This is a genomic window from Bradyrhizobium sp. Mp19, from assembly GCF_029952935.1.
GTDB classification, from domain to species: domain Bacteria; phylum Pseudomonadota; class Alphaproteobacteria; order Rhizobiales; family Xanthobacteraceae; genus Bradyrhizobium; species Bradyrhizobium elkanii.
This window is the reverse complement of the sequence record NZ_JASAUT010000008.1, coordinates 133,794-160,071: the sequence shown is the minus strand read 5'-3', so window position 1 is coordinate 160,071 and position 26,278 is coordinate 133,794. Positions and strand designations below refer to the sequence as shown.

Sequence of the window (26,278 nt, the reverse complement as noted above, 5' to 3'; positions counted from 1 at the left end):
GCCGGGATGCCGGCAAAGTCAAGTCACTCGGCGGCCTCCTTGACCGATCCATGCTCGCCGTCGTCAGCGTCGTGGTCGGCGGGCGGCGAGCGGCCCCAGTTGGCAAACGCGTTGGAGAGCTTGTCGAGATAGAGATAGACGACCGGCGTCGTGAACAGCGTCAGCGCCTGGCTGACGATCAGGCCGCCGACCATGGCGTAGCCGAGCGGCTGGCGGATTTCCGAGCCGGTGCCGGTCCCGAGCATCAGCGGCACGCCGCCGAGCAAGGCGGCCATCGTCGTCATCATGATCGGGCGGAAACGGAGCAGGGCGGCCTGGCGGATCGCCGCCACCGGCTCCATGTGCTGGTCGCGCTCGGCCGCGATCGCGAAGTCGACCATCATGATGCCGTTCTTCTTCACGATGCCGATCAACAGGATGATGCCGATCAGCGCGATCAGCGAGAAGTCGAAGCCGGCCGCCATCAGGATCGCGAGCGCGCCGACGCCGGCCGACGGCAGCGTCGACAGAATCGTGATCGGGTGGATGTAGCTTTCGTAGAGAATGCCGAGGATCAGGTAGACGACCACGAGCGCCGCGAGGATCAACAGCGGCACGGTCGACAGCGATTGCTGGAACGCCTGCGCCGTGCCCTGGAAGCTCGAGCTCAGGGTCGGCGGCGCGCCAAGGTCGACCATCGCCTTCTGCACAGCTTCCGTCGCCTGGCCGAGCGCCACACCCTGCGCCAGGTTGAACGAGATGGTGATCGCCGGGAACTGGCCCTGGTGGCTGATCGAGAGCGGCCGGACCGGCACGCTGGTCCAGGTCGCGAATGTCGAGATCGGCACCTGTTCGCCGGTCAGCGGTGACTTGATGTAGATGTTGTTCAGCGTGTCGATCGCGCCCTGCAGCTCCGGCAACACCTCGAGGATCACGTGGTAGCTGTTGAGCTGGGTGAAGTACTGCGTCACCTGGCGCTGGCCGAACGCATCATAGAGCGTGTCGTCGATCAGCTGCGGCTGGATGCCGTAGCGCGAGGCGGTATCGCGGTTGATCTTCAATTCGAGCGTGGTGCCGTTGGTCTGCTGGTCGGTGGCGACGTCGCGCAGCTGCGGCAGCGTCTGCATCTTGCCGAGAATCTTCGGCGCCCATTCGTTCAATTCGGCGAGGTTGGCATCCTGCAGCGTGAATTCGAACTGGGTGCGGGTCGGGCGGCCGCCGAGGCGGACGTCCTGCGCCGCCTGCATGAACAGCCGGGCACCCTCAACCTTCTCCAGCTTCGGCCGCAGCCGGGCGATGACCTGCTGTGCGTTGGCGTCGCGATCCTTCAGCGCCTTCAGCGTGATGTACATCGCGCCGTTATTGCCGGCACGGCCACTGCCGCCGATCGCCATCGCCACCGTCGCCACTGCGGGATCCTGCATGACGATCTTGCCGAGCTCCTCCTGCTTCCGCTTCATGTCGGCGAAGGAGATGTCCTGGTTGGCTTCCGAGGTCGCGGTGATCAGGCCGACGTCCTGCTGCGGGAAGAAGCCCTTCGGGATGACGACGAACAGGTAGACCGACAGCGCCAGCGTCCCGAAGAAGATCATCAGCGTCGTGAACTTCCAGCGCAAGGCGAGATCGAGCACGCTCTGATAGCCGCGCAGCATGGCGTCGAAGCCGCGCTCGCTGAGCTGGTAGAACCGACCGTGCTTCTCGTCATTGTGGGCGCGCAGGAAGCGCGAGGCCATCATCGGGGTCAGCGTCAGCGATACGAACATCGAGACGAAGATCGTCATCGCGAGCACGACCGCGAATTCGCGGAACAGGCGGCCGATGATGCCGCCCATCAGGAGCAGCGGGATCAGCACCGCGACCAGCGAGATGCTGATCGAAACGATGGTGAAGCCGATTTCCTGCGAGCCCTTGAAGGCGGCGGCCATCGGCTTCTCGCCCTCTTCGATGTAGCGGCTGATGTTCTCCAGCATCACGATGGCGTCGTCGACCACGAAACCGACCGCGATCGTCAGCGCCATCAGCGACAGATTGTCGAGCGTGTAGCCAAACACCCACATCAGCGCGCAGGCGCCGAGCAGCGCCAATGGCACCGTGACCGTCGGGATCACGGTCGCCCAGAAACTGCGCAGGAAGACGAAGATCACCATCACGACCAGGAAGATGGTCAGGAGCAGGGTGAACTGGACGTCCTCGACCGCCGCGCGGATCGTGGTGGTGCGGTCGCTGATCACGTCGATCTTGATCGCGGGCGGGATCGCGGCGACCAGCCGGGGCAGCGTCGCCTTGATCTTGTCGACGGTGTCGATGACGTTGGCGCCGGGCTGCTTGAAGATGACGAGGAACACGCCGCGCTTGCCGTTGGCCCAGGCGGCCTGCTTGGCGTCCTCAGGCCCGGTGACGGCTTGGCCGATGTCACGGATCCGCAGCGGCCCGCCATTGCGGTAGGCGATGATGACGTCGTTCCACGGGCTCGCCGTGAGCAACTGGTCGTTGGCGTAGATGGTATAGGCGCGGGTGGCGCCGTCGATATTGCCCTTCGGACTGTCGACAGTGGCGATGTTGATCGCGGCGCGGACGTCCTCCAGCGACAGGCCCTTGGCGACGAGCTTGGCCGGGTCGATCTGGACGCGAACCGACGGCTTCTGCTGGCCGCCGATGATGACCTGGGCAACGCCCGAGATCTGGCTGATCTGCTGCGCCAGCTGGGCGTCGACGGCGTCGCTGACCGTCGTCAGCGGCAGCGTGTCCGATGTCGCCGACAGCAGCATGATCGGCGAGTCGGCCGGGTTGACCTTGCGGTAGGTCGGCGGCGAGGGAAGCGTTTTCGGCAACTGGCCGCTGGCCGCGTTGATGGCGGCCTGCACGTCATTGGCGGCGCCGTCGATGCTGCGGTTGAGGTCGAACTGAATGGTGACCGCCGCCGTGCCGAGATAGCTCGTCGAGGTCATCTGCGCGATGCCCGGGATCTGCGCGAACTGGCGCTCCAGCGGCTGGGCGACTGAGGTCGCCATCGTCTCCGGGCTCGCGCCGGGCAGGGTCGCGGTGATCTGGATGGTGGGGAAGTCGACCTGCGGCAGTGGCGCGACCGGCAGCAGCGGATAGGCGACGAGGCCGACGAACAGGATGCCCGCCATCAGCAGCGAGGTGCCGATGGGGAAGCGAATGAATGGTGCGGAAATTCCGGCGCTCATTCCTGCGTAACCTTCGACTGGGACGGATCCGAGCTCGCCACCGCCGTTGTCACCAGGGTTCCCGGCGAGACCTTGTACTGGCCCGCGGTGATCACCTGCTGTCCGGGCGACAGGCCCTCGTCGATCACCGACTTGCCGTCGATCGACTGGCTGACCTTGATCTTGCGAAGCTCGGCCTTGTTCTCCTGATTGACTGAATACGCGTAGAGGCCATCAGTGCCATGCTGCACCGCGTCATCCGGGACGATGGTGGCATCCTTCAAGGTTCTGACCAGAAGCCGGGTCGAGACCGACTGGCCCGGCCATAGCGCGTGGTCCTTGTTATCAAACACCGCCTTCAGCCGGACAGTCCCGCTAGTGGTGTCGACCTGATTGTTGATCAGCGCCAGGGTTCCGGTGGATAGCACTCGCTTGCCGTCGGTGGTCAGGGCAATGGTCTTGGGCGGTGCCACGGCCAGCGCCGCCTTGATATCCGGCAGCTGGTCTTCCGGTGCGGTGAAGATCACCGTGATCGGCTCGATCTGGGTGATCGTGACAATGCCGGTCTGCGCCGAGGCATTGACGATGTTGCCGATATCGACCAGTCGCAGGCCGACAATGCCGTCGATCGGGGACTTGACGGTGGTGTAGTCCACCTGGGTCTGGGCGTTGAAGATGGCGGCCTCGTCAGCCGATATCTGGGCGGTCAGCTGGGCTACCGTGGAGCGCTGGGTGTCGAGCTGCTGGCGCGTCGCGAACTCGCCGAGCTTGGTGTAGCGCTGCAGGTCGAGATTGGCGTTGGCGAGATTGGCTTCGTCCTGGGCCTTCTTGGCCTTGGCCTGGTCGAGCGTCGCCTGATAGGGCCGCGGATCGATCTCGACCAGCGTGTCACCCGCCTTGACGAACTGGCCTTCCTTGAAGGCGATCCTGGTGATCTGGCCGTCGACGCGGGTGCGGACCTGGACGGTGTTGAATGCCTGCACGGTGCCGAGGCCGGTGAGATAGACCGGGAAGTCGGCCTTCTCGACCGGCGAAATCTTGACCGGAACGGCCGGGCGTTGGGCGGAGCGCTTCTGCGCGGCTTCGGCGGCCTGCTGGTTGCTCGTGTGTTTCTGCCAGCCGAAATAACCGGCGGCGCCGACCGCAGCGATCACTAAAACCCAACCGATGGTGCGTGACTTCGACATGCGGACTCTTGGGTTCGACGTAACAATAAAGGGTGATCGAAACGGTTCACAGAGCTTGCGGATATAATATGCGTGCACTTAATGTGTAAACACACCAAGGCTTGAGAATCCTAAACATTTGGAAAGGTTTAGGTCAGAAACGAGCAGAAACATTTCGTCTGGGAAACGCACCGAGGACCCCTATGTCGCTCGATCTCAAACGCCAGTTTATTGCGCAGCTCGTCGAGAGTTCCCGGCTGCTGCGCAATTATATCGATCATCGCGCCAAGGCGCGAGGCACCACGCGCGCGCAATGGATCGTGCTCTTCCGCCTGCGCGAGCAGGAGGGACTGTCTCAGGTCGATCTCGCCGACGTCCTCGAATTGCAGCCGATCTCGCTGGTGCGGCTGCTCGACCGCCTGGTCGAGCATGGCCTGCTCGAACGGCGTCCCGATCCCAGGGATCGCCGTGCCAATCGCCTGTTCCTGACCAGGAGCGGGCGCCGCCTCGTCGACGATCTCGACAGTTTGCGCGACGCGATCGCCGGCGACGTGTTGCGCGACGTCTCGGACAAGCATGTCGAAAGCGGCCTCGCCACGCTTCGCGAGGTCAAGGATCGCATCAAGGCGCTCGGCGAGGAGGCGGAGCGCATCGCCGCGAAATAGCGCGTCTCATCGCGCGCAGATCCTGCTCTCCATCGGTTCATCTGTTGCAGCTTGCGCGAGGCGGTTGAAACGCCGCGGGATGTCGTTCATATCGCGCAGCGACGATGCGAGAGGATGAGGGCCGCGATGGATGAGTTGAACGGGCGCATGATGGCATGCCAGATCCTGGTCACCGGATTGATCGCGCGCGTCGCCAACGAGCAGCGGGACCCGCTGCGTTTTCTCACCGACTTCCGCGACGAGATCAAAGCGGTCGTCAACGGCGTCAATATCGCCGGCCTCGAAAACAGCGACCGCGTGCGGCAGGTCGCGCAGCGGACGATCGACGAGCTGTTTTCGCTGATGAAGCCACCAAGCGCCGAGTGATCGGGTGGACGCATGGACAGCGCCCCGCAAGCGGCGGTCAACGGCGGGCGGGACCGATTTAGAACGATTATTAGAACGCTTAAAAACTACAGTTTAGAACGATTTCAAACCGCAGATTAGAATCGCTTTGAATTGGGGCGATTCAAGCCAACTGTTGCGCTCGTCGCATTGATAAAAAAAGTCACGCTCGATAACCGAAAGAGACAGTTCGTCGCAGCTTCATTTCGCGAGCGGGCTGACTTTTCTGGGGCGAGCAAGACATGAGCAATATGAAGGCGCCGAGATCGCTGCGCTTTGATGCAGCGATCGGTTCGGCTGATGACACCGGTTATTCCGCCACGAAGGTCTCCGCAGTCGCGAGCCTGATCGCGGTGGCGTCGTTTTCGGGGGCCGAGGCGCAGCAATCCAACCTGCCGCCGGTGAATGTCGATGCCCCGGTCGCTCGCCCGCGGCCCGTGACGTCAAAGCCCACTGCGGACCAGGTCCGCGCCCGCAACGCGCTGCGTCGCGCCGCGCGCCGCAACAACCAGCAGGCCCAGCAGGCGCCGGTGCCGTTTCCCAACGCCGGCGGTCTTCCCGCCGACCGCGATCCCTATGCGGATCCGGCCGCGCCGTACAAGGGCGACCGTTTGCAGTCGTCCGGGAAATATCCCGAGCCGATCCTGAACACGCCGAAATCGGTCACGGTGCTGACCAAGGACGTGCTCGAAGACAAGAACGCCACATCGCTGAAGTCGGCGATCCTGTCGACGGCCGGCGTCACGCTCGGCACGGGCGAGGGCGGCAATGCCTTCGGCGACCGCTTCTTCATCCGCGGCTTCGACGCGCGCAACGACATCTTCATCGACGGCGTGCGCGACTCCGGCGTCAGCGTCCGCGAGAACTTCTTCACCGAGCAGGTCGAGATCCTGCGCGGCCCGGGCTCGTCTTTTGCAGGCCGCGGCACCACCGGCGGCGCGATCAACATCGTCACCAAGCAGGCGACGACGCAGAACAGCTTCTACAACATGGACACCACGTTCGGCACCGATCGCACCAAGCGGGTGACGCTCGACGTCAACCAGGTGATCAGCCCGACGCTGGCGATCCGCGCCGGCGGCCTGTTCCAGGATGCCGGCGTCGCCGGCCGCAGCTATGTCACCGACGACCGCAACGGCGCGTTCGTCGCCGGCGCGTGGAAGCCGGTCGACGCGGTGAAGATCACCGGTAACTACATCCACACCGAACTCACCGGCATCCCGGATTTCGGCGTGCCGTACTACCGGCCGAGCACCGCGAGCACGGCTGGCGGTCCGTTCCCGGATTTCGGCGTCAACCGCAACAATTTCTACGGCTTCGTCAATCGCGACTTCTTCAGGACCGGGCAGGACATCGGCACGATCAATGCCGAGGTGCAGATCACGCCGGACCTCGTGGTCAGCAACAAGATCCGGGAATCGCGCTCGACCCAGAACTACATCGGCACGCTGCCGGAAGCGCCGACGCTGGCCGCCGGCGCTCCGTTCACGGCGTATACGCTGAGCGCCAATCCGCAAAGCCGCTACCAGGTCACCGACGTGTTCGCCAACCAGACCGAGGCGACCTACAAGTCGGTCGACGGCCTCGGCTTCAAGCACACGACGACGGCAGGCGTCGAATACGACAACGAGCGGTCCTCGATCGACAGATATCTCGGCCTGAGCTCGGAGATAACGACCGGCACGTCGGCTTTCACGGGCACCGGATCGCTCTCCGGCGTCAGCGTGTTCAATCCGCAATACACCAACATTCCGTTCCCGATTCCGTCGGGGCTGTCCGGGATGCCGACCAAGATCGGGATCGACACCACCAGCGGCTACATCATGGATACCGCGAACTACAATGACTTCGTGATCCTCAATGGCGGCATCCGCTATGACGACTACAAGATCAACACGTCCGGATATCTGACGTCGGGCAACAGGACGACATTCGGTAGTCAGTCGGCCGACTTCGGGATGCCGAACTTCAATCTCGGCCTCACCTTGAAGCCGTTGCCGAACGGCAGCGTCTATGCGGCCTATGCGACCTCATCCAACCCTGTCGGCGCCGAGTTCGACGGCACCAGCACTGCGTATGGCGGCCTGTCTCCCGTGCTGAACGGCGGCAATACCCAGATCTTCGGGCCGGAAAAGAACAAGGCGATCGAAGTCGGCACCAAGTGGGAATTGTTCGATCGTCATCTGCTGGTGACGGCGGCGCTGTTCCAGACCGAGAAGGAAAATGCGCGCGAATCGCAGAACGTGAACAACGCCACCGCGGCCGCTGCGCTCGGCTGCTCCTATCCGACCGGGACGACCGGCAACATCTCCTGCATCACCGCGGGCGCGGCTTACCGCATCCGCGGCATCGATCTCGGCGTCGGCGGCAAGATCACCGACAAATGGAGTGTGTTCGGCGGTCTCGTGCTGATGCAGTCGGCAGTGACGAGGTCGCTCGCGCCGCCGGCCAACACCATCCTGTATTCCAGCAATGTCGGACTGCCGCTCGCCAACGTCGCGCACCAGTCGTTCAGCATGCTGACCAAGTACCAGCTCACCGACATGTGGGAGCTTGGCGGGCAGGCGGTGTACCGCTCGAAGGTCTATGGCGGCACGCTGCTCGCGGCCAACCAGGGCACCTCGATCCCGAGCTACTGGCGCTTTGACGCCTTTGCCGAAGCAAAGATCGACAAGCACTGGACGATGAAGCTGTTCGTCAACAACATCTTCGACAAGCGCTACTACGACGCGCTGTACCAGAGCGCGGCGCCGTTCGTGCTCGAAGCGCCAGGACGCGCCGCGTATCTGGTTGTTTCCGCGCGTTACTGACGGAGGCTTCGCGGCACAAGATGCTGGTCTGTGTTCCCAACGTATTGAGCAAGGCTGATGTGGCGGACTTCCGCCGCATCATGGAGCAAGCCGAATGGGAGGACGGCCGCTCGACCGCAGGTGCCGCGTCCGCGATCGTCAAGCGCAACGAGCAGCTGCCGCCCGACAGCGAGGTCGCGCGGCAGCTCGGCAACCGCATCCTGTCGGCGCTGTCGGCGAGCCCGCGCTTCATCTCGGCGGCGATCCCGCTTAGAATCTTTCCACCCTTGTTCAACCGCTATGCCGCTAGCGACGGGCACCATTTCGGCCTGCACGTCGACAATGCGGTGCGCGGCGACAGGCTGACGGGCATGAGGATCCGCACCGACCTCTCGGTCACGCTGTTTTTATCGGAGCCGGAGGACTACGACGGCGGCGAGCTCGTCATCGAAGACCTCTACGGATCCCATGAAATCAAGCTGCCGGCGGGCGATCTGGTAGTTTATCCTGCTTCCAGTTTGCATCTGGTCACGCCGGTCACGCGGGGGACGCGGGTAGCGTCTTTTTTCTGGCTGCAGAGCATGGTACGGGATGCACACGCGCGCAGCCTGATCTTTGATCTCGATACAGCGATCCAGGCTCTGGTGGAGCGGCTGGGGCGCGATGACCCCGAAACGGTCAAATTGACCGGGATTTATCACAACCTGATCCGTCACTGGGCTGAAGTGTAACTGATGATGACATTCAAGTTCCCCGCTGCATCCGCCATGATCGCCTCGCTGGCGATGCTGATGCTGGCCGCGCCGTCTTCGGCGCAGCAGCAAACGGCGCCTGTAGCGCAGCCCGCACCCGTGACCCGGCCTCAGCCCGCACCCGCGGCCCAGCCCCAGCCGGCGGCAGCAGTCCAGCCAGCGGCGGCTGGCCAAGCCGCCCCGGTGGTCGCCCAGCCGGCACAAGCGGCGCCGCAGGCACAGGCCGCGCCGGCCCCTGCCGCGGCGGCTCCGGCTCCGACGGCGAACGAGGCCTCCCTGGCTGCGCCCGCGAGCGGCGACGGCAAGTCGCTGAAGTCGACCTCGACCGGCCTGCACGAATTGTCGCCGTGGAATATGTTCTTGAACGCCGACATCATCGTGAAGGCGGTGATGCTCGGTCTCGCTTTCGCGTCGCTCGTGACCTGGACCGTATTCATCGCCAAGATGGTCGAGCTGACCGTGGCGCAGCGCAAGCTGCGTGGCGCGCTGGCCAAGATCGCTGAATCGCGGTCGCTGGCCGAAGCCCAGTTCGCGCTTGGCGCCAAGGGCAGCGTGCTGTCGTCGTTCATCGCAGCTGCGATGCGCGAGGGGCGCCTGTCGGCGGGCATCTCGAGCGACAGCGGCATCAAGGAGCGCGCCGCGTCGAGCTTCGCCGAGATCGTGCGCGCCGAAGCCCGCAAGATCCGCATCGGCATGGGCCTGCTCGCGACCATCGGCGCGACGTCGCCTTTCGTCGGTCTGTTCGGCACGGTCTGGGGCATCATGAACAGCTTCATCGGCATCTCGAAGTCCCAGACCACGAACCTTGCCGTGGTGGCGCCGGGCATCGCGGAAGCGCTGCTCGCGACCGCGATCGGCCTCGTCGCGGCGATCCCCGCGGTCATCATCTACAACCATTTCTCGCGCGTCACGAAGGTCTATCTCGAACTCGTCAACCGCGCCTCGGGCGCCGCGGGACGGCTGTTGTCGCGCGATCTCGACCGCACCCATGGCGACGTTCCACGTAACGCGCATGGGCGCGCGGCGGCGGCGGAGTAGGCGATGGCGGTCTCGATCTCCGAGAATGATGGCGACGACGATTTCGCGGAATCGCACGAGATCAACGTCACGCCGTTCATCGACGTCATGCTGGTGCTGCTGATCATCTTCATGGTGGCGGCACCGCTCTCGACCGTCGATCTTCCGATCGATCTGCCGACCTCCAGCGCGACGCCGCAGAAGAAGCCGGACAAGCCGACCTATCTCAGCATCAAGCCGGATCTCACGCTGGCGATCGGGGAGAACGCGGTGAAGCGCGTCGACCTGGTCAATTCGCTGGATGCCATACCCGACATGAGCCGGGACAAATACGTGTTCCTGCGGGCCGATCGGATGGTACCCTATGGCGAGCTGATGGGCGTGATGGAGCTGCTGCGCGCCGGCGGCTACACGCATGTGAAGCTGGTCGCGCTCGAGGGCGTTCCGGGAGCGCCCGCGGCCGCGCAGGCCGATCCGGCCAAACCCTGACGGCGAACGCGATGTCCACCAACCCCGATCTTGACCTGCGGACCTCGAAGCGGCTCTGGGTGATCGCTGCCGTGACGGCGGTCGGGCTGCATCTGGGCGGTGCCGCCCTGGCGCTGACCAATTTGCGCGGCGACGATGGCGACGAGGGGCTCGGCGCTGCCGGCGCGGAGTACGCCGTCGAGCTGGCTTCCGCGGATGCGACCGAAGAGGCCTTACCGCCCGGACCGTTGGCTGACGAGCAGCAGGCTGTGCAGGAAATGGCGCAGCAGAAGGCCGAGGTGAAGGACACCGACCTGCCTCAGGAAAAGCCGGTGGAGTCCGACGACCCCGATCGCATCGTGACGGAAGACACCGCCAAGAAGCAGAAGGAGGAGGAGGCCAAGGTCGCCAAGGTCGAGACCGACGCGCGGGAAGCGCAGCAGGCTTCGGAGGCGGCCGCGCCGACCAAGCTGGAGGACGCGCGTCAGTCGGAAACCACCAAGGCACCCAACCCAGGCATCGGCAAGGACAAGCTGCTGCTGACCGCCAAGTGGGGCAAGAAGATCAGCGCTTATCTCGACCTGCACAAGAAATTCCCGGAGAAGGGTAAGGTCAAGGAGGCCAAGGTGAAGGTCGCCCTGGTGCTGAATCGTCTGGGCAAGGTGCTGTCGGTTGCGGTGCTGGAATCGTCCGGAGATGCCGCCTTCGACGACGCGGCGATCTCGATGGTCCACCGGTCCGATCCGGTCCCGGCGCCGCCGGCCGACCTGACCGACGATCAGTTCTCCTTCAGCCTCGACGTCAACTACAACAAGCCGAAGAAGTAGTTGTTGTCCCTCCGGGGCGCGACGAAGTCGCGAGCCCCGGAATGACGGTGTCTCAGCTCTTCTTCACCAGCGGGCAAACGCTCTTCTCGAGCGGCAGCCAGGCCTCATCCGCGGGGATGGTGGCGACCAGCTTGTAATAGTCCCACGGATATTTCGAGTCGGACGGCTTCTTCACCTCGAACAGATAGGCGGGGTGGATCTTACGGCCGTCGACGCGGATCGAGCCCTTGCCGAACAGGGGATCGTCGGTCGGCAGCTCCTTCATCTTGGCGACCACGGCGCGACCGTCATGCGGATTGCCGCCGAGCGCTTCCAGCGCCTTGAAATAGTGGATCAGCGACGAATAGACGCCGGCTTGCACCATGGTCGGCGGGTTCTTCTTGAAGCGCTCCATGAAGCGCTTGGAGAAGGCGCGGGTCTGGTCGTTCATGTCCCAGTAGAATGTCTCGGTGAAGTTCAGGCCCTGCGCGACGTTGAGGCCGAGCGCGTTGATGTCGGTGATGAACAGCAGCATGCCGGCAAGCCGCTGGCCACCCGAGACGATGCCGAATTCCGCGGCCTGCTTGATCGCGTTGGTGGTGTCGCCGCCGGCATTGGCGAGACCGACGATCTTGGCTTTCGAGCTTTGCGCCTGCAGCAGGAAGGAGGAGAAGTCGGCATTGTTGAGCGGATGCTTGACGCTGCCGAGCACCTTGCCGCCATTCGCGGTGACCACCGCCGAAGTGTCGCGCTCGAGCGCCTGGCCGAACGCATAGTCCGCGGTTAGGAAGAACCAGGTGTCGCCGCCGGATTTCACCAGCGCCTTGCCGGTGCCGTTGGCGAGCATGTAGGTGTCATAGACCCAGTGCACCGTGTTCGGCGAACACTGCGCGCCCGTGAGGTCGGACGAGGCGGAGCCCGAGTTCAGGTTGACGACGTTCTTCTCCTTCGAGAGGTTGGCGATTGCGAGCCCGACATTGGAGGCCGCGAGATCGACGAACACGTCGACCTTCTCGACATCGATCCACTGCTTGCCGATGTTGACCGCGACATCGGGCTTGTTCTGGTGATCGGCCGAGATCAGATCGATCTTCCAGCCCTTCGCCAGCAGCCCGGAATCCTCGATCGCCATCTGCGCCGCCACCGTCGAGCCGGGACCGCCGATATCCTGATAGAGGCCGGACTGATCGCCGAGCGCGCCGACCTTGGCGACCTTGTCCATCGTCTGCGCCGACGCACCGCCGCAGAACGCAAGACTCGTGGTCATGACCAAGGCCGTCGTGACCGAGGCTGCAATGGAACGCTTCATCTTCCCTCCAGTATGATTTTGTTTTTTTGAGTTCCGCATTATGCCCGGCATCGGGCGCATCGCCTAGAGCGCTGGCGCGATCGCTCGTGCGCGATATTCCACGCCACGGCGATTGCGCAGCCGGTGACGCGCGACGGGATGCCGCGGTGTGCGTAGTTCGATCATCAGACGCGGATAGGGTGAAGCGCGGACGGCGCTATTTCCAGTAGTACCGGATCGCGACGTAGACCACGACGAGGCAGGCGAAGATCAGCGCCACCGGCATCGGACGCTTGGCGTTCGGGTCGGAGGCGCTCGCCTTCTTGGCGGGCAGGCGGCGGAACGCCGTGACATTGCCGCTGTCGGCCACCGGCTCACGCACGCGCGCCGGAACCTCCGGCGCTTTGCCGGCGCCGCCCATCTCGACATAATAGGTGCGATACATTTGCTGGATGGTCGCCTCGCCGGCGTCGGCCTCGCTCATCTGTCCCAGCAGCTTGTTGTAAATGGCCAGGAAATTCTGCGCTTCGGGCGGCAAGGCGGAGGCGCCGTTCAGCTTCGCCATCATCTTCCAGGTCGCAAAGTCGGCCCGCGCGCGGGTGTCGGCGCGTCGTGCAATCAGCATATCGGCAGCTTTGATCACCATGGCCTCGAAGCGTTCCCGTCCTCAACGCACGACCCGGAAGAATGGCTACCGGTTTTCCGGTCGGATCATACGCAGACCAAGGCTATGTGTTTCCGGTAATGAGGAGAAGGGCGTTGATTACATAGCCGGTCAGAGTTCGCAGTATCGTTGAAATAACATCAAGATTTAGGCCGACTTGCTGGCCGATCACCGGCAGCAGGATCAACAGCCCGATCAGGATCAGCATGCCGTAGGGCTCCAGCCGGGCGAGCGGGATCGCCAGCGGCCTTGGCAGCAGCCCGACCGCAACCCGGCCGCCGTCCAGCGGCGGGATCGGCATCATGTTGAAGATCGCGAGCACGATGTTGATCAGGAAGGCGTTTTTCAGGTTGTCCGCGGTCCATTTTGCGGCATCGGCCGGCACCAATGGCAGCGCGTGGAATGCCAGCGCCGCGGCGATCGCCAGGAGGATGTTGGTGGCCGGACCGGCCAGCGCCACCCACACCATGTCGAGCTTGGGATGATTGAGCTTGCGGAAGTTCACCGGCACCGGCTTGGCATAGCCGAACAGGAACGGCGAATGCGCGAACAGCAGCACCGCAGGCAGGATCAGCGTGCCGAACGGATCGATGTGCTTCAGCGGGTTGAAGCTGACGCGGCCGAGCTGCCAGGCGGTGTCGTCGCCGAGCCGGTGCGCGACGAAACCGTGCGCGGCTTCGTGAAACGTGATCGCAATGACCACCGGCAATACCCAGACGGAGATGTCATAGAGGGAAATGTTCAATGGCGTGCCGCCTCGGGTTCGCTGGGACCGGACCTCAGGCTAGCACGGATTCGCTGAAGGCCTTGCTGGCGAGCGTTGCCGCAGTCAGCGCATGTCGGGAGCGACCGCGTGCGCTAGGGGCGGCTGGGTGGTCGCGATCCAGATGCCAACGAAAACGGTGACGATGCCGGCCACCAGATTCCAGCTCAGCGGCTCGCCGAGCAGCGCTGCGCCGACCAGCGTTGCCGCGATCGGATTGACGGTGACGGATATCGCGACCCGGGTCGGGGTCGTCCGCTCCAGCGCGAGGGCCCAGAGATAGAAGGTGAGCGCGGCGCCGAACGCGCCGAGATAGATCGCGCCGAACCATTGCGGCGCGCCGAAATCGGCAACCGGCGCAAAACTGCCGCGCAGCAGCGACGCCGTTATGAGGACAGCAGCCCCGGCCGCCATCGCGAGCGTGGTGAAGGGGATCGGGCCGGAGCGGCGGATATAGGGTTTTGACCAGATGCTGTAGAGCGCCATGCACAGCGCGGCCGCGATCATCAAGAGGTCGCCGCGCCAGGCGCCAGGTGGCGCCGTGGCGAGGCCGGAGAGCAGCGCCATCGAGACGCCAAGGATGGTGATCAGGACGCCTGCGGTTTTGCGCGCGGTGAGCGCTTCGGCGCCCAGCGCCGCGCCGACCAGCATGGTCAGCAGCGGCAGCGTCGACAGCGCGAGTGCGCCGCGCGCGGCGGTGGTGAAGATCAGCGAGGCGTTGAACAGGACCGGAAACGCCGCAAAGAACAGCAGGCCGAGGCCGGCAACGCCGGGCCAGTCGTGCCGCGGCGGCCAGCTCCGGCGTTGCAGCAGTGCCAGCGGCAGCAGCAGCAAGACGCCGATGCCGAAGCGGAACGCGCCGATCGCCAGCGGATCGATGGCGCCGACCAGGAACCGCGTCGCCCCGATCGAAGTGCCGCCCAGCGCGCTCGATGCCACCGCCGCCAACACGCCCCAGATCTCGCCCATTCCGTTCGCCCCTTGGTTTCGCTTGCGCAATCTAGGGACCGGGGCGTAATCAGGGAATGGAATAGATTTGATCGACCAAATCACAGATCGTTATGAGTGCGCCCATCCTGGACCCGGATCTCCTGCAGGCCTTCGTCGCGGTGGCGGAGCATCGCTCCTTCACCCGCGCGGCCTCGGCGCTGAACCGGACCCAATCCGCCGTCAGCATGCAGGTGAAGCGGCTGGAAGAGCGGCTGCAGGCCGAACTGTTTCACCGCAGCACGTCAAGCGTCGATCTGAGTGCGGCAGGCGAGGGATTGCTCGGCTATGCCCGCCGCATTCTGAGCCTCAACGCGGAGGCGATCGGCCGGGTGCGCGCGCATGGCACGGATGGACGGGTTCGCCTTGGCGTGATGGACGACTATGGGACGATGATCGTCCCGCCGCTGCTCAAGGAGTTCATCGCCAGCTATCCGCTGATCCATGTCGAGATGGAGACGGGGCTAACGTCGACGATGACCGATCGGCTCGGCGAAGCCTATGACCTCGTGATCGCGATGCACCCCGAGGGACGCGGCGAGGGCGAGTTGCTGCGCACCGAGCAGGCGGTGTGGGCCGCGAGCGCCGCGCATCGCGTCGAGGAGCTCGATCCGCTGCCGGTCGCGCTCTATCCGCAGGGCTGCCTGTTCCGGAGCTGGGCGATGCAGGCGCTCGACCAGGCGAACCGGCCGTGGCGGCTCGCCTTTGTCAGCCACAGCCTGTCTGCGGTCGAGGCGATCGCGGCGCAGGGCCTCGCCGTGACCGTGGTCAAGTCGGGGACCTTTCCGCCGACGCTGCGTCGGCTGACCGCGCGCGACGGCATGCCGCGGCTGCCGCGGGCCGAGATCCGCCTGCATCGCGCGCAAAACCTGTCGCACGCGGCGTCACTCCTGGCCGATCATCTCGTCGCGGCGCTGCGGCAGCCGGCGAGGCGAGCGGCGATTTAATAGGTCGCGCGGCCGCCGGAGATGTCGAACACCGCGCCGGTGGAGAAGGCGCAGTCTTCTGACGCCAGCCACGCCACCATCGAGGCGAGTTCCTCGACCTGCACGAAGCGGGCTTTCGGGATCTTCGACAGCATGAAGTCGATGTGCGCTTGCGTCATCTGGTCGAAGATCGCGGTCTTCGCCGCGGCCGGCGTCACCGCATTGACCAGGATGTCGTGCTGCGCGAGCTCCTTGCCGAGCGATTTGGTGAGCGCGATCAGGCCCGCCTTCGACGACGAATAATGCGCGGCGTTCGGATTGCCTTCCTTGCCGGCGATCGAGGCGATGTTGACGATGCGACCGTATTTCTGGCCGATCATGGTCGGCACGATCGCCTTGCAGCAGATGAAGGGACCCTCGAGATTGATGCGCATCACCCTGCGCCAGTCGTCGAGCTCGGTTTCCCATACCGGCTTGTTGGCTCCGGTGATACCGGCGTTGTTGACGAGAATGTCGATCTTGCCGAACGCCCGCAGCGTTTGATCGCGCGCGGCGTCGACCGCGTCGGGATCAGTGACGTCGGTCTTGATCGCGATCACGTTCTCGCCGATCGCCCGCGCGGTCTTCTCGGCCAGCGGCTGGTCGAAATCCCAGATCGCGACCTTGGCGCCCGACGCGACAAAGCGCTCGGTGATGGCGCGGCCAAATCCCTGCGCGCCGCCGGTGACGACGGCACAGCGGCCGTTGAGATCGATCTTGTTCATGTTGCCTCCCGATTAGAGTGTCCAGCCGCCGTCGATGACATGCGCGACACCTGTCGTGAACGAGCTTTCGTCGCTGGCAAGATAGACGGCGAGCGCGGCGATTTCCTCGGCGGTGCCGAGCCGGCCCATCGGCTGGCGCGCAACGAACATCTCGCGTCCCTGCGGGCCGGCAGCCGCCGCACGCTCAAGCATCGAAGGCGTCTCGATGGTGCCGGGGCAGATGCAGTTGCAGCGGATGCCCTTGGTGATGAAGTCGGCCGCGACCGAGCGCGTCAGTGCCGCAACTGCGGCCTTGGTGGCGCTATAGACGTAGCGGTTCGGCGCCGCCTTCACCGCGCCGGCGGCGGAGGCGATGTTGACGATGGAGCCGCCGCCCTGCGCCAGCATGCCGGGCAGGAAGGCGCGCGTGGTGCGGTGCATCGACTTGACGTTGAGGTCGAAGGAGAAGTCCCAGTCGTCGTCCGAGCACTCCAGCGCCGTGCCGTGATGCACGAAGCCCGCGGCATTGAGCAGGATGTCGGTCTTGCCGGCGCGCTTTGCGATTGCCTCGACCGCTGCGGTGTCGCGTACGTCAAGCTTCGCAACCTCGGCGATGCCTTCCTGCTTGAGCAGCGCAAGCTTGCCTTCGTCGATATCGGTCGCGAACACGGTCGCGCCCTCGCGGGCAAAGGCCAGCGCGCAGGCGCGGCCGATGCCGACGGCCGCTGCGGTTACGAATGCGCGTTTGCCCTTCAGGCGGTCTGACATGCGTTTCTTCCTTCTTTGACGATTTGCAGTGTCATGCGCGGGCTTGACCCGCGCATCCATCTTTCGAGGAACGATGGATTGCCGGGTCGAGCCCGGCAATGACGGTTTGCGTCCTAGTGATTGTCGCGCGCCACGCCGACCTTGCCGGCGATATCGTGGTAGCGCGTCGCGAGCTCGAGGCAGGCGCCGGTCGCGTGCTGGCCGACGGTCTTGCGGTAGAGCTCCTGCCACGGCGTCTGGTTGGCCGGATGCGGGAAGCCGCCCTTGGCCTTCAGCTCGGCGCGGCGGGTGCGCAGCTCGTCCTCCGAGATCATGATGTTGGCGCTGCCCTTGTTGAGGTCGATGCGCACCTTGTCGCCGGTCTTCAGGATCGCGAGCCCGCCATCGGCGGCGGCCTCGGGCGAGGCGTTGAGGATCGAGGGCGAACCCGAGGTGCCGGACTGCCTTCCGTCGCCGATGCAGGGCAGGGACAGGATGCCGCGTTTGATCAGTGCCGCCGGCGGCTGCATGTTCACCACCTCAGCGCCGCCGGGATAGCCGATCGGGCCGGTGCCGCGGACGAACAGGACGCAGTGCTCGTCGATGTCGAGTGCCGGATCCTCGATGCGGTTGTGATAATCCTCCGGCCCTTCGAACACGATGGCGCGGCCCTCGAAGGCGTTGAGGTCCTTCGGGTTGGACAGATAGCGGTCGCGGAATTCCTTCGAGATCACGCTGGTCTTCATGATCGCGGAATCAAAGAGATTGCCGCGCAAGACCAGGAAGCCGGCGTCCTTCACCAGTGGCTTGTCGTAGCCCCAGATCACGTCGCCGTCGGGCTGCAGCGCTTCCTTGCAGTTCTCGCCCATGGTGCGGCCGTTGACGGTGAGGGCGCCTTCGTGGATGCGCTTGTGCTTGATCAGCTCGCGCACCACCGAGGGCACGCCGCCGGCGCGGTGATATTCCTCGCCGAGATAGAAGCCGGCCGGCTGCATGTTCACCAGCAGCGGGACGTCATGGCCGTATTTCTGCCAGTCGTCGATCGACAGCTCGACGCCGACATGGCGCGCCAACGCATTGATATGGATCGGTGCATTGGTCGAGCCGCCGATCGCGGAGTTGACCACAATGCAGTTCTCGAACGCCTCGCGCGTCAGGAAGTCCGACGGCTTGAGGTCCTCCCAGACCATGTCGACGATGCGTTTTCCCGTCTCGTAGGCGATCTGGCCGCGCTCGCGATACGGCGCCGGGATCGCCGCGCAGCCCGGCAGCGAAAAGCCGAGCGCTTCCGCGAGCGAGTTCATGGTGGAGGCGGTGCCCATCGTGTTGCAATGGCCGACCGAGGGGGCCGAGGAGGCCACGATCTCGATGAATTGCTCATAGTCGATCTCGCCGGCGGCGAGCCGCTCGCGCGCCTTCCACACCACGGTGCCGGAGCCGGTGCGCTGGCCCTCGTGCCAGCCGTTCAGCATCGGGCCGCCCGACAGCACGATCGCCGGCAGGTTGACGGTCGCCGCCGCCATCATGCAGGCCGGCGTGGTCTTGTCGCAGCCGGTGGTCAGCACCACGCCGTCAAGCGGATAGCCGAACAGCACCTCGACCAGGCCGAGATAGGCGAGGTTGCGGTCGAGCGCCGCGGTCGGGCGCTTGCCGGTCTCCTGGATCGGATGGGTGGGAAACTCCATGGCGATGCCGCCGGCGGCGCGGATGCCCTCGCGGACGCGATGTGCGAGCTCGAGGTGATGCCGATTGCAGGGCGACAGGTCGTTGCCGGTCTGCGCGATGCCGATGATCGGCTTGCCCGACTGCAATTCCTCGCGGGTCAGGCCGTAATTGAGATAGCGCTCGAGATAGAGCGCGGTCATGCCCGGATTGTGCGGGTTGTCGAACCATTCCTGGGAGCGCAGCCTGCGGCCTTTGCCCTTGTTGGTCTCGCCTGCGGCGCTGTGCCCGTTGGTGGGGGGTTTTGTCATTGGTTTCTCCCGCAATGCAAACTCTTGATGGGCCCATTCAAGGGCTCTGGTTCAACGTCGTTCTACCTTGCGCAAATCGTCGCGCATTACAAACCCGAGCGATCACGCACAGGTGTTTCGTATGATGGATTGGACCTTAGTTGAAGGGTCTTGGTTGCGCTATCATTTTATCATTTTTCGCGTCCCTTGTGACGGGCAGGTACCGGGCGAAGTCAATTGCGCCGCGCCGAGCTTTGCCGTTCCATGACACTGAAGCCGAGATCGACGACGGGTTCGGCGGGCCGGCGCCCTTCCAGCGTTTCGATCACCATCACGGCAGCGTTTCTGCCCATTTCGTAGCGATTGGTGCGCACGCTGCTCAGCGTCGGCTCGCTCGACGCCATGAATTCGAGGTCGTTGAAGCCGACGATCGCCATCTGCTCCGGCACCGCCATGTGCCGTCGCTTGCATTCGAACAGTGCGCCAAGCGCAAGGTCGTCATTGACGCAGAACACGGCGTCGATGTCGGGCGCCTTGGCGAGCAGGTCGGCAAACAGCGTCCCGCCGAGCGTGACCGAGGTCGGGATCGCCGTTGTCACAATAAGCTGTGGATCGAACAGCGCGGCTTCCGTCATTGCGAAGCGATAGCCGTCGAGCCGTCGCTGCACCCGCGGGTCCATCCGCGCGCCGAGGAAGCCGATCCGCCGGTAGCCCTGCGCGAGCAGGTGGGCGATGGCCGCTTTTGCGGCGTCAAAATGCGAGAATCCGATCATCATGTCGATCGGGGATGGACCGACCTCCATGATCTGGACGATCGGACAATCGACCGTCTCCATGATGCCGCGGGAATCGGCGGTCTGGTTGATGCCGGTAATGATCAGCCCGGCGGGCTTCTGTGCCAGAAACAGACGCAGCAGGCGCTCTTCCTGCAGGATGCTGTAGCGGGTGTTGGCGAGCTGAATGCTGTAGCGACTGCCGTCGAGCGCGTCATAGATGCCGCGCAGCACGTCGGAGAACACGTTGTTGGTCAGCGACGGGATCAGGACACCGATCACCTCGGTGCGCTGCGACGCAAGCGCGCGTGCCGCGAGATTGGGCACGTAACCGAGTTCTTTTGCCGCACTATCGACCCGCGCGCGCTTGCCGGCCGAAAGTGCTTCCGGATTCCTGAAGAACCGTGAGGCCGTAATCGGACTGACACCGGCGAGCTTCGCGACTTCGGCGAGCCGGATCTTGCCTGGCGTGATGCGCTTTCGGGCCATTTGCCGCTCATATCACGACGTTCGTCGCAAACAAACTGATATTGACAGCGCTACCAAGCGATTGCTAATCGAACGATTGCCAAAACCGGATAAACTGCGGACAATAACGCCAGTCCAACAGCGCCGCGCACCCAGCGCGGCCGGAACAAAACAGAGCGGTGGCGGCACTCGTCGTACGTCGTCGGGAACTTGAGGAGGGAAGTGGATGTCGTCGGTCCAGATTCGCGACGTGCGGAAATCGTTCGGCAATTTTGAGGTCCTGCACGGCGTGTCGATCCCGATCGAGGACGGCGAGTTCGTCGTTCTGGTCGGTCCCTCCGGCTGCGGCAAGTCGACCCTGCTGCGCATGCTGGCGGGGCTCGAGAACATCACCTCCGGCACGATCTCGATCGGCGACCGCGTCGTCAACAATGTCCAGCCCAAAGAGCGCGACATTGCGATGGTGTTCCAGAACTACGCGCTCTACCCGCACATGACGGTCGCCGACAATATGGGCTTCTCGCTCAAGCTGCGCGGCGCCAAGCCCGAGGAGATCTCGACCGGCGTCAAGCGCGCCGCGGAAATCCTCGCACTGACGCCGCTGCTCGAGCGCTATCCTCGCCAGCTTTCGGGCGGCCAGCGCCAGCGCGTCGCGATGGGCCGCGCCATCGTGCGCGATCCCCAGGTGTTCCTGTTCGACGAGCCGCTGTCGAACCTCGACGCCAAGCTGCGCGTTGCGATGCGCACCGAGATCAAGGAGCTGCACCAGCGGCTGAAGACCACGACCGTCTACGTCACCCACGACCAGATCGAGGCCATGACCATGGCCGACAAGATCGTGGTGATGCATGACGGCATCGTCGAGCAGATGGGCTCGCCGCTCGAGCTCTATGACACGCCGGCGAACCAGTTCGTGGCCGGTTTCATCGGTTCGCCGGCGATGAATTTCCTCAAGGGCAATGTGAAGGTGAACGGCGCCGCCTATTTCGAGGGACCGAATGGCGTCAAGCTGCCGCTGAAATCGGCACCGGCCAATTCCGACGGCCAACCCGCGGTCTACGGCGTGCGGCCCGAGCATTTCACCATCGCCGATGACGGCGCCGAGGCCGAGATCGTGGTGGTCGAGCCGACCGGCTCGGAGACCCAGGTGTTCGCCAAGCTCGGCGGCGAGCAGGTCGTCGCCGTGTTCCGCGAGCGCCATCTGTTCAACCCGGGCGACAAGGTTCGGCTCAAGCCGGATCCGTCGCTGGTCCATCTGTTCGACGATTCGACGGGGAAACGACTGAACAGCTGACGGACCGATCGATCTTAATGGCCGACCAACAGGCCAGATCAAAAACAACAAAAACACAATCATAGGGAGAAGGACGATGCACGATTTTACTCGCCGCTCGCTACTTCAGGGCGGCACGGCGCTGGCTGCAACCGGCATGCTCACCGGGCCGGCGCTGTTCGACTTCGCCAAGGCCTGGGCGCAGAGCGCGCCCTGGAAGGCGGAGCCGGGCGCCAAGCTCACCGTGATGCGCTGGAAGCGCTTCGTGCCCGCGGAAGACGATGCATTCAACGCCATGGTCGCGGCCTTCAAGTCGGCAACCGGCACCGAGATGAACGTGTTCAGCGAGTCCTTCGAGGACGTGCAGCCGAAGGCCTCGGTCGCCGCCAACACCGGCTCGGGTCTCGACCTCGCCTGGGGCCTGCACACGCTGCCGCAGCTGTTCCCGACCAAGGTTCTCAAGATGAACGACGTTGCCGACTACCTCGGCAACAAGTATGGCGGCTGGACCGAAGCCGCGGCCAAGACGTGCAAGCAGGGCAATGACTGGCTCGGCATTCCCGTCGCGACCATCGGCGGCTATTTGACCTATCGCAAGTCGGCGGTCGAGAAGGCCGGCTTCAAGCAGGTGCCGTCCGATTTCCCGGCCTATCTCGAACTGTGCAAGGCGCTGAAGAAGAACAACACGCCGGCCGGCTTCGCGCTCGGCCACGCCACCGGCGACGCCAATGCCTGGGTGCACAACATCCTCTGGGGCCACAACGCCTGGACCGTCGACAAGGACGACAAGGTCATCATCAACTCGCCGGAGACGATGAAGGCGCTGGAGTATGCCAAGGCGCTGTCGGAGACCTTCATTCCGGGTGTCGCGTCCTGGAACGACTCCTCCAACAACAAGGCCTTCCTGTCCGGCGAGCTGTTCCTGACCTCGAACGGCATCTCGATCTACGTCGCGGCCAAGGACGATCCGAGCAAGAAGGAGCTCGCCGACGACATCGACCACGCATTGTGGCCGGTCGGCTCGATCGGCAAGCCGACCGAATTGCAGCTCGCGGTTCCGATCCTCGCCTTCAACTTCTGCAAATATCCGAACGCGGCGAAGGCCTTCATCGCCTTCATGCTGGAGAAGGAGAATTTCGAGAAGTGGCTGTCGGGCGCGCGGGGTTATCTCACCCACACACTCAATGCCTACGACTCGGCTCCGGTGTGGACCGCCGATCCGAAGAACGCGGTGTTCGGCCAGGCCTCGAAGCGAGCGCTGCCGGCCTCCGGCATCGGCACGCCCGGCGAGAAGGCCGCGACCGCGATCGCCGACTTCATCGTGGTCGACATGTTCGCGAACTACTGCACCGGTGCCAAGGACGGCAAGGCCGCGATGGCGGAAGCCGAACGGCAGCTGAAGCGCATCTATCGCTGATGTGATGGCCGCGGGCGGCGGAGCGCCGCCGCCCGCGTCATCATTGGAATGCCATCATTGGAATATTGCGTAGTCATGCTCAATCCGTTGAGCAATCGGGACATCGCCTATGGCCGACATCGCCCTTGCGCCGCGACGTGCGAAGACCGAAATCCGCGAAGCGACCGCGTGGGATCAGCTCCGCCACAACAAGAACTGGCTCGGCTTCTGGTTCATGTTGCCGGCGATGGCGTTCCTGATCTTCTTCCTGGCCTATCCGCTGGGGCTCGGCATCTGGCTGTCCTTCACCGACACCCGCATCGGCCGCGTCGGTCATTTCATCGGAACCGAGAACTATGAATGGTTGTGGGACGACGCGATCTTCTGGCTGTCGGTCTTCAACACGTTGCTCTACACCTTCATCGCGAGCGCCGTGAAGTTCGCGGTCGGGCTCTATCTGGCGCTGCTGCTCAACGAGCGCATGCCGTTCAAGGCGCTGTTGCGTGCCGCGGTGCTGATCCCCTTCATCGTGCCGACCGTGCTGTCGGCGCTGGCGTTCTGGTGGATCTTCGATTCCCAGTTCTCGATCATCTCCTGGTCGCTGAAGCATCTCGGCCTGATCACCCAGAACATCAATTTCCTCGGCGACACCACCTGGGCCCGGATCTGCGTGATCTTCGCCAATATCTGGCGCGGGGTGCCGTTCGTCGCGATCACGCTGCTGGCGGGCCTGCAGACCGTGCAGCCGTCGCTGTATGAGGCGGCGACCCTGGATGGCGCCTCGCGCTGGCAGATGTTCCGCTACATCACCTATCCTTTGCTGACGCCGATCATTGCCGTCGTGATGACGTTCTCGGTGCTGTTCACCTTCACCGACTTCCAGCTGATCTGGGCGATGACCCGCGGCGGCCCGGTCAACGCCACTCATTTGATGGCGACGCTGTCGTATCAGCGCGCGATCATCGCGGGGCAGCTGGGCGAGGGCGCCGCGATCTCGAGCGCGATGATCCCGTTCCTGCTTGCTGCGATCATGGTGTCATGGTTCGGCCTGCAACGCAGGAAGTGGCAGCAGGGAGAGAGCAATGACTGATCTTCCCGCCTCCAAGGTCGACCTCAAGAGCATCCTGTCGACGCCGTCGCGCGTCGACAACAGCGAGGGCATGAGCTACCTGCAGTCGGTGCCGCGGCGGATCGTGACGCTCTACATCCCGCTGTCGATCATCGTGATCATCCTGCTGTTCCCGTTCTATTGGATGGGGCTGACGGCGATCAAGCCGGATGAGCAGCTGCTCGATCTCGACAAGTACAATCCGTTCTGGACCTGGAATCCGACCTTCAAGCACATCCACAAGCTGCTGTTCGAGAGCTACTATCCGCATTGGCTCTGGAACACGATGTATGTGGCGGTGGGCGCCACCGTGCTGTCGATCATCGCGAGCGTGCTCGCGGCCTATGCGATCGTGCGGCTGCGCTACAAGGGCGCCAGCGTCGTCGGCGGCCTGATCTTCCTGGCCTATCTGGTGCCGCCGTCGATCCTGTTCATCCCGCTTGCGACCGTCGTGTTCCAGTACGGCCTGTTCGACTCGCCCCTGGCGCTGATCCTGACCTATCCGACGATCCTGATCCCCTTCTCGACCTGGCTTCTGATGGGCTATTTCAAGACCATCCCGTTCGAGCTCGAGGAGTGCGCGCTGATCGACGGAGCCAGCCGCTGGCAGATCCTGATCAAGATCGTGCTGCCGCTCGCCGTCCCCGGACTGATCTCGGCCTTCATCTTCTGCTTCACGCTGTGCTGGAACGAGTTCATCTATGCGCTGACGTTCCTGCAATCGACCCCGAACAAGACCGTGCCGGTCGCCATCGTCAACGAATTCGTTGACGGTGACATCTATCGCTGGGGGTCCCTGATGGCAGGGGCGCTATGCGGCTCGCTGCCGCTGGTTATTCTTTACGCGTTCTTCGTAGAGCATTATGTCTCGGCGATGACGGGTGCCGTGAAGGAATGAGCGCGCAAGGCCCGCAGCTGAATTCGAACAAGACAAGAAAAGGAGCAGGGTCGTGCACATTCTGATTCTGGGCGCCGCCGGCATGGTCGGCCGCAAGCTGACCGAGCGTCTCTTGCGCGAGGGCCGCCTCGGCAAGCAGGAGATCACCCGGATGACGCTGCAGGACGTGGTCGCTCCGGCCAAGCCCGCGAATGCCTCGATCCCGGTCAATGTGGTCGCATCCGATTTCGCCGATGCCGGCGCCGCGGCGCCCTTGATCGCCGAGCGTCCCGAGGTGATCTTCCATCTCGCCGCGATCGTCTCGGGTGAGGCCGAGGCCGAGTTCGACAAGGGCTATCGGATCAACCTCGATGGCACCCGCTATTTGATCGACGCCATCCGTGCCGTCGGCGGCGGCTACAAGCCGCGGCTGGTGTTCACGTCCTCGATCGCGGTGTTCGGCGCGCCGTTCCCCGAGAAGATCGGCGACGAATTCTTCCATACGCCGCTGACGAGCTATGGCACGCAGAAGTCGATTTGCGAGCTCCTGATCAACGATTACACCCGCAAGGGCCTGCTCGACGGGATCTCGATCCGCCTGCCGACAATCTGCGTGCGTCCGGGCAAGCCGAACAAGGCGGCGTCCGGCTTCTTCTCGAACATCATCCGCGAGCCGCTGGCGGGCGAGGAGGCGGTGCTGCCGGTCTCCGAGGACGTCCGGCACTGGCACGCCTCGCCGAAATCGGCGGTCGGTTTTCTGGTTCACGCCGGCACGATGGATCTCAATGCGATGGGTCCGCGGCGCAATCTCAGCATGCCCGGGATGTCCGTCACCGTCGGTGAGCAGATCGCGTCGCTGGAGCGTGTCGCCGGCAAGAACGTCACCGCGCGGATCAAGCGGGTGCCCGATCCGACCATCATCAGCATCGTCTCGGGCTGGCCGCGCGATTTCGCCACCGACCGCGCGCTGAAGCTCGGCTTCACCACGGCCGAGAAGACGTTCGACGACATCATCCGGATCCATATCGAGGACGAACTCGGCGGCAAGTTCGCCGCCTGAGCGGCGTCCGGGCTAAAGCATGATCCGGAGAAGTGCGAAGCGGTTTTCCGAGAAGAT

Annotated in this window: 23 protein-coding genes; 13 read left to right on the top strand and 10 right to left on the bottom strand. The window is 64.1% G+C overall.

All coding sequences use genetic code 11. The features are described from left to right. Positions 1 to 23: 23 nt before the first annotated feature. Positions 24 to 3,170, bottom strand: coding sequence for an efflux RND transporter permease subunit (locus tag QJT82_RS13105; protein ID WP_028344613.1), 3,147 nt, complete (start codon positions 3,168 to 3,170; stop codon positions 24 to 26). Next, complete coding sequence (locus QJT82_RS13100; protein WP_028344614.1) at positions 3,167 to 4,336, bottom strand: efflux RND transporter periplasmic adaptor subunit; 1,170 nt, start codon at positions 4,334 to 4,336, stop codon at positions 3,167 to 3,169. Before QJT82_RS13100 ends, QJT82_RS13105 begins: the two co-directional genes overlap by 4 nt. A 182-nt stretch (positions 4,337 to 4,518) precedes the next feature. Here QJT82_RS13100 and QJT82_RS13095 point away from each other — a divergent pair, with 182 nt between their 5' ends. The 7 genes from QJT82_RS13095 (at position 4,519) to QJT82_RS13065 (ending at position 11,217) form a co-directional block, all read left to right on the top strand. Further along, positions 4,519 to 4,980, top strand: a complete 462-nt coding sequence (locus tag QJT82_RS13095; protein ID WP_016841339.1) for a MarR family transcriptional regulator — start codon at positions 4,519 to 4,521, stop codon at positions 4,978 to 4,980. A 126-nt stretch (positions 4,981 to 5,106) separates the two neighbouring features. Further along, positions 5,107 to 5,346 carry a hypothetical protein gene (locus tag QJT82_RS13090; RefSeq protein ID WP_028344615.1) on the top strand — a complete coding sequence of 80 codons (240 nt, stop codon included), beginning with the start codon at positions 5,107 to 5,109 and terminating at the stop codon, positions 5,344 to 5,346. Between the two features lie 260 nt (positions 5,347 to 5,606). Beyond that, positions 5,607 to 8,174 carry a TonB-dependent receptor gene (locus QJT82_RS13085; RefSeq protein WP_028344616.1) on the top strand — a complete coding sequence of 856 codons (2,568 nt, stop codon included), beginning with the start codon at positions 5,607 to 5,609 and terminating at the stop codon, positions 8,172 to 8,174. Between the two features lie 20 nt (positions 8,175 to 8,194). Next, a complete protein-coding gene (locus QJT82_RS13080; RefSeq protein WP_028344617.1) occupies positions 8,195 to 8,884 on the top strand; it encodes a Fe2+-dependent dioxygenase in 690 nt (229 codons plus the stop codon). A gap of 3 nt (positions 8,885 to 8,887) precedes the next feature. Further along, a complete protein-coding gene (gene exbB / locus QJT82_RS13075; RefSeq protein WP_028344618.1) occupies positions 8,888 to 9,943 on the top strand; it encodes a tonB-system energizer ExbB in 1,056 nt (351 codons plus the stop codon). A 3-nt stretch (positions 9,944 to 9,946) separates the two neighbouring features. After that, complete coding sequence (gene exbD / locus QJT82_RS13070) at positions 9,947 to 10,411, top strand: TonB system transport protein ExbD (protein WP_016847206.1); 465 nt, start codon at positions 9,947 to 9,949, stop codon at positions 10,409 to 10,411. An 11-nt stretch (positions 10,412 to 10,422) separates the two neighbouring features. Next, positions 10,423 to 11,217, top strand: coding sequence for a TonB family protein (locus QJT82_RS13065; RefSeq protein WP_028344619.1), 795 nt, complete (start codon positions 10,423 to 10,425; stop codon positions 11,215 to 11,217). Positions 11,218 to 11,269: 52 nt separating this feature from the next. Here the strand turns inward: QJT82_RS13065 and QJT82_RS13060 are convergent, their stop codons facing one another. The 4 genes from QJT82_RS13060 to QJT82_RS13045 all read right to left on the bottom strand — a co-directional run bounded on the left by QJT82_RS13060 (position 11,270) and on the right by QJT82_RS13045 (position 14,880). After that, complete coding sequence (locus tag QJT82_RS13060) at positions 11,270 to 12,505, bottom strand: ABC transporter substrate-binding protein (protein ID WP_028344620.1); 1,236 nt, start codon at positions 12,503 to 12,505, stop codon at positions 11,270 to 11,272. 196 nt (positions 12,506 to 12,701) lie between these two features. Then, positions 12,702 to 13,109 (bottom strand): hypothetical protein, encoded by a 408-nt coding sequence (locus QJT82_RS13055; RefSeq protein WP_028344621.1) that lies wholly within the window; start codon positions 13,107 to 13,109, stop codon positions 12,702 to 12,704. A gap of 103 nt (positions 13,110 to 13,212) precedes the next feature. Beyond that, positions 13,213 to 13,893 carry a site-2 protease family protein gene (locus QJT82_RS13050; protein WP_028344622.1) on the bottom strand — a complete coding sequence of 227 codons (681 nt, stop codon included), beginning with the start codon at positions 13,891 to 13,893 and terminating at the stop codon, positions 13,213 to 13,215. An 84-nt stretch (positions 13,894 to 13,977) separates the two neighbouring features. Continuing rightward, positions 13,978 to 14,880 (bottom strand): DMT family transporter, encoded by a 903-nt coding sequence (locus QJT82_RS13045; protein ID WP_028344623.1) that lies wholly within the window; start codon positions 14,878 to 14,880, stop codon positions 13,978 to 13,980. Between the two features lie 92 nt (positions 14,881 to 14,972). Between QJT82_RS13045 and QJT82_RS13040 the strand changes: the two genes are divergently transcribed. Beyond that, positions 14,973 to 15,845: a LysR substrate-binding domain-containing protein gene (locus QJT82_RS13040; RefSeq protein WP_028344624.1), complete on the top strand. Its 873-nt coding sequence runs from the start codon at positions 14,973 to 14,975 to the stop codon at positions 15,843 to 15,845. Here QJT82_RS13040 and QJT82_RS13035 read toward each other — a convergent pair. The 4 genes from QJT82_RS13035 to QJT82_RS13020 form a co-directional block, all read right to left on the bottom strand. Then, positions 15,842 to 16,588, bottom strand: coding sequence for an SDR family NAD(P)-dependent oxidoreductase (locus QJT82_RS13035; protein ID WP_028344625.1), 747 nt, complete (start codon positions 16,586 to 16,588; stop codon positions 15,842 to 15,844). The two genes, QJT82_RS13040 and QJT82_RS13035, sit on opposite strands and share 4 nt — an antisense overlap. Positions 16,589 to 16,600: 12 nt before the next feature. Continuing rightward, positions 16,601 to 17,335, bottom strand: a complete 735-nt coding sequence (locus QJT82_RS13030; RefSeq protein ID WP_028344626.1) for an SDR family oxidoreductase — start codon at positions 17,333 to 17,335, stop codon at positions 16,601 to 16,603. 113 nt (positions 17,336 to 17,448) lie between these two features. Further along, positions 17,449 to 19,287 (bottom strand): IlvD/Edd family dehydratase, encoded by a 1,839-nt coding sequence (locus tag QJT82_RS13025; protein WP_028344627.1) that lies wholly within the window; start codon positions 19,285 to 19,287, stop codon positions 17,449 to 17,451. Between the two features lie 212 nt (positions 19,288 to 19,499). After that, positions 19,500 to 20,528 carry a LacI family DNA-binding transcriptional regulator gene (locus QJT82_RS13020; RefSeq protein ID WP_028344628.1) on the bottom strand — a complete coding sequence of 343 codons (1,029 nt, stop codon included), beginning with the start codon at positions 20,526 to 20,528 and terminating at the stop codon, positions 19,500 to 19,502. Between the two features lie 205 nt (positions 20,529 to 20,733). On the opposite strand from QJT82_RS13020, the gene ugpC reads away from it, so the two are divergent. The 5 genes from ugpC (at position 20,734) to denD (ending at position 26,221) form a co-directional block, all read left to right on the top strand. Further along, positions 20,734 to 21,801, top strand: coding sequence for a sn-glycerol-3-phosphate ABC transporter ATP-binding protein UgpC (ugpC, locus tag QJT82_RS13015; RefSeq protein WP_028334988.1), 1,068 nt, complete (start codon positions 20,734 to 20,736; stop codon positions 21,799 to 21,801). A 76-nt stretch (positions 21,802 to 21,877) separates the two neighbouring features. Continuing rightward, positions 21,878 to 23,197, top strand: coding sequence for an ABC transporter substrate-binding protein (locus QJT82_RS13010; protein ID WP_028344629.1), 1,320 nt, complete (start codon positions 21,878 to 21,880; stop codon positions 23,195 to 23,197). Positions 23,198 to 23,306: 109 nt separating this feature from the next. Beyond that, positions 23,307 to 24,266, top strand: a complete 960-nt coding sequence (locus QJT82_RS13005) for a sugar ABC transporter permease (protein WP_018271134.1) — start codon at positions 23,307 to 23,309, stop codon at positions 24,264 to 24,266. Next, entirely contained in the window at positions 24,259 to 25,182 is a 924-nt protein-coding gene (locus tag QJT82_RS13000) for a carbohydrate ABC transporter permease (RefSeq protein WP_028344630.1), read from the top strand. Before QJT82_RS13005 ends, QJT82_RS13000 begins: the two co-directional genes overlap by 8 nt. 52 nt (positions 25,183 to 25,234) lie before the next feature. Beyond that, positions 25,235 to 26,221 carry a D-erythronate dehydrogenase gene (gene denD, locus QJT82_RS12995; protein WP_028344631.1) on the top strand — a complete coding sequence of 329 codons (987 nt, stop codon included), beginning with the start codon at positions 25,235 to 25,237 and terminating at the stop codon, positions 26,219 to 26,221. The last annotated feature ends 57 nt before the right edge of the window (positions 26,222 to 26,278 follow it).

Coding starts and splice junctions, on each gene's coding strand:
- QJT82_RS13055 (WP_028344621.1), bottom strand. CDS start 13,109: ATGCTGATTGCACGACGCGCCGACACCCGCGCGCGGGCCGACTTTGCG.
- QJT82_RS13020 (WP_028344628.1), bottom strand. CDS start 20,528: ATGGCCCGAAAGCGCATCACGCCAGGCAAGATCCGGCTCGCCGAAGTC.
- QJT82_RS13025 (WP_028344627.1), bottom strand. CDS start 19,287: ATGACAAAACCCCCCACCAACGGGCACAGCGCCGCAGGCGAGACCAAC.
- QJT82_RS13100 (WP_028344614.1), bottom strand. CDS start 4,336: ATGTCGAAGTCACGCACCATCGGTTGGGTTTTAGTGATCGCTGCGGTC.
- QJT82_RS13040 (WP_028344624.1), top strand. CDS start 14,973: ATGAGTGCGCCCATCCTGGACCCGGATCTCCTGCAGGCCTTCGTCGCG.
- QJT82_RS13080 (WP_028344617.1), top strand. CDS start 8,195: ATGCTGGTCTGTGTTCCCAACGTATTGAGCAAGGCTGATGTGGCGGAC.
- exbB (WP_028344618.1), top strand. CDS start 8,888: ATGATGACATTCAAGTTCCCCGCTGCATCCGCCATGATCGCCTCGCTG.
- QJT82_RS13085 (WP_028344616.1), top strand. CDS start 5,607: ATGAGCAATATGAAGGCGCCGAGATCGCTGCGCTTTGATGCAGCGATC.
- QJT82_RS13010 (WP_028344629.1), top strand. CDS start 21,878: ATGCACGATTTTACTCGCCGCTCGCTACTTCAGGGCGGCACGGCGCTG.
- QJT82_RS13105 (WP_028344613.1), bottom strand. CDS start 3,170: ATGAGCGCCGGAATTTCCGCACCATTCATTCGCTTCCCCATCGGCACC.
- QJT82_RS13095 (WP_016841339.1), top strand. CDS start 4,519: ATGTCGCTCGATCTCAAACGCCAGTTTATTGCGCAGCTCGTCGAGAGT.
- exbD (WP_016847206.1), top strand. CDS start 9,947: ATGGCGGTCTCGATCTCCGAGAATGATGGCGACGACGATTTCGCGGAA.
- QJT82_RS13060 (WP_028344620.1), bottom strand. CDS start 12,505: ATGAAGCGTTCCATTGCAGCCTCGGTCACGACGGCCTTGGTCATGACC.
- QJT82_RS13000 (WP_028344630.1), top strand. CDS start 24,259: ATGACTGATCTTCCCGCCTCCAAGGTCGACCTCAAGAGCATCCTGTCG.
- QJT82_RS13090 (WP_028344615.1), top strand. CDS start 5,107: ATGGATGAGTTGAACGGGCGCATGATGGCATGCCAGATCCTGGTCACC.
- ugpC (WP_028334988.1), top strand. CDS start 20,734: ATGTCGTCGGTCCAGATTCGCGACGTGCGGAAATCGTTCGGCAATTTT.
- QJT82_RS13030 (WP_028344626.1), bottom strand. CDS start 17,335: ATGTCAGACCGCCTGAAGGGCAAACGCGCATTCGTAACCGCAGCGGCC.
- QJT82_RS13045 (WP_028344623.1), bottom strand. CDS start 14,880: ATGGGCGAGATCTGGGGCGTGTTGGCGGCGGTGGCATCGAGCGCGCTG.
- QJT82_RS13065 (WP_028344619.1), top strand. CDS start 10,423: ATGTCCACCAACCCCGATCTTGACCTGCGGACCTCGAAGCGGCTCTGG.
- QJT82_RS13005 (WP_018271134.1), top strand. CDS start 23,307: ATGGCCGACATCGCCCTTGCGCCGCGACGTGCGAAGACCGAAATCCGC.
- QJT82_RS13035 (WP_028344625.1), bottom strand. CDS start 16,588: ATGAACAAGATCGATCTCAACGGCCGCTGTGCCGTCGTCACCGGCGGC.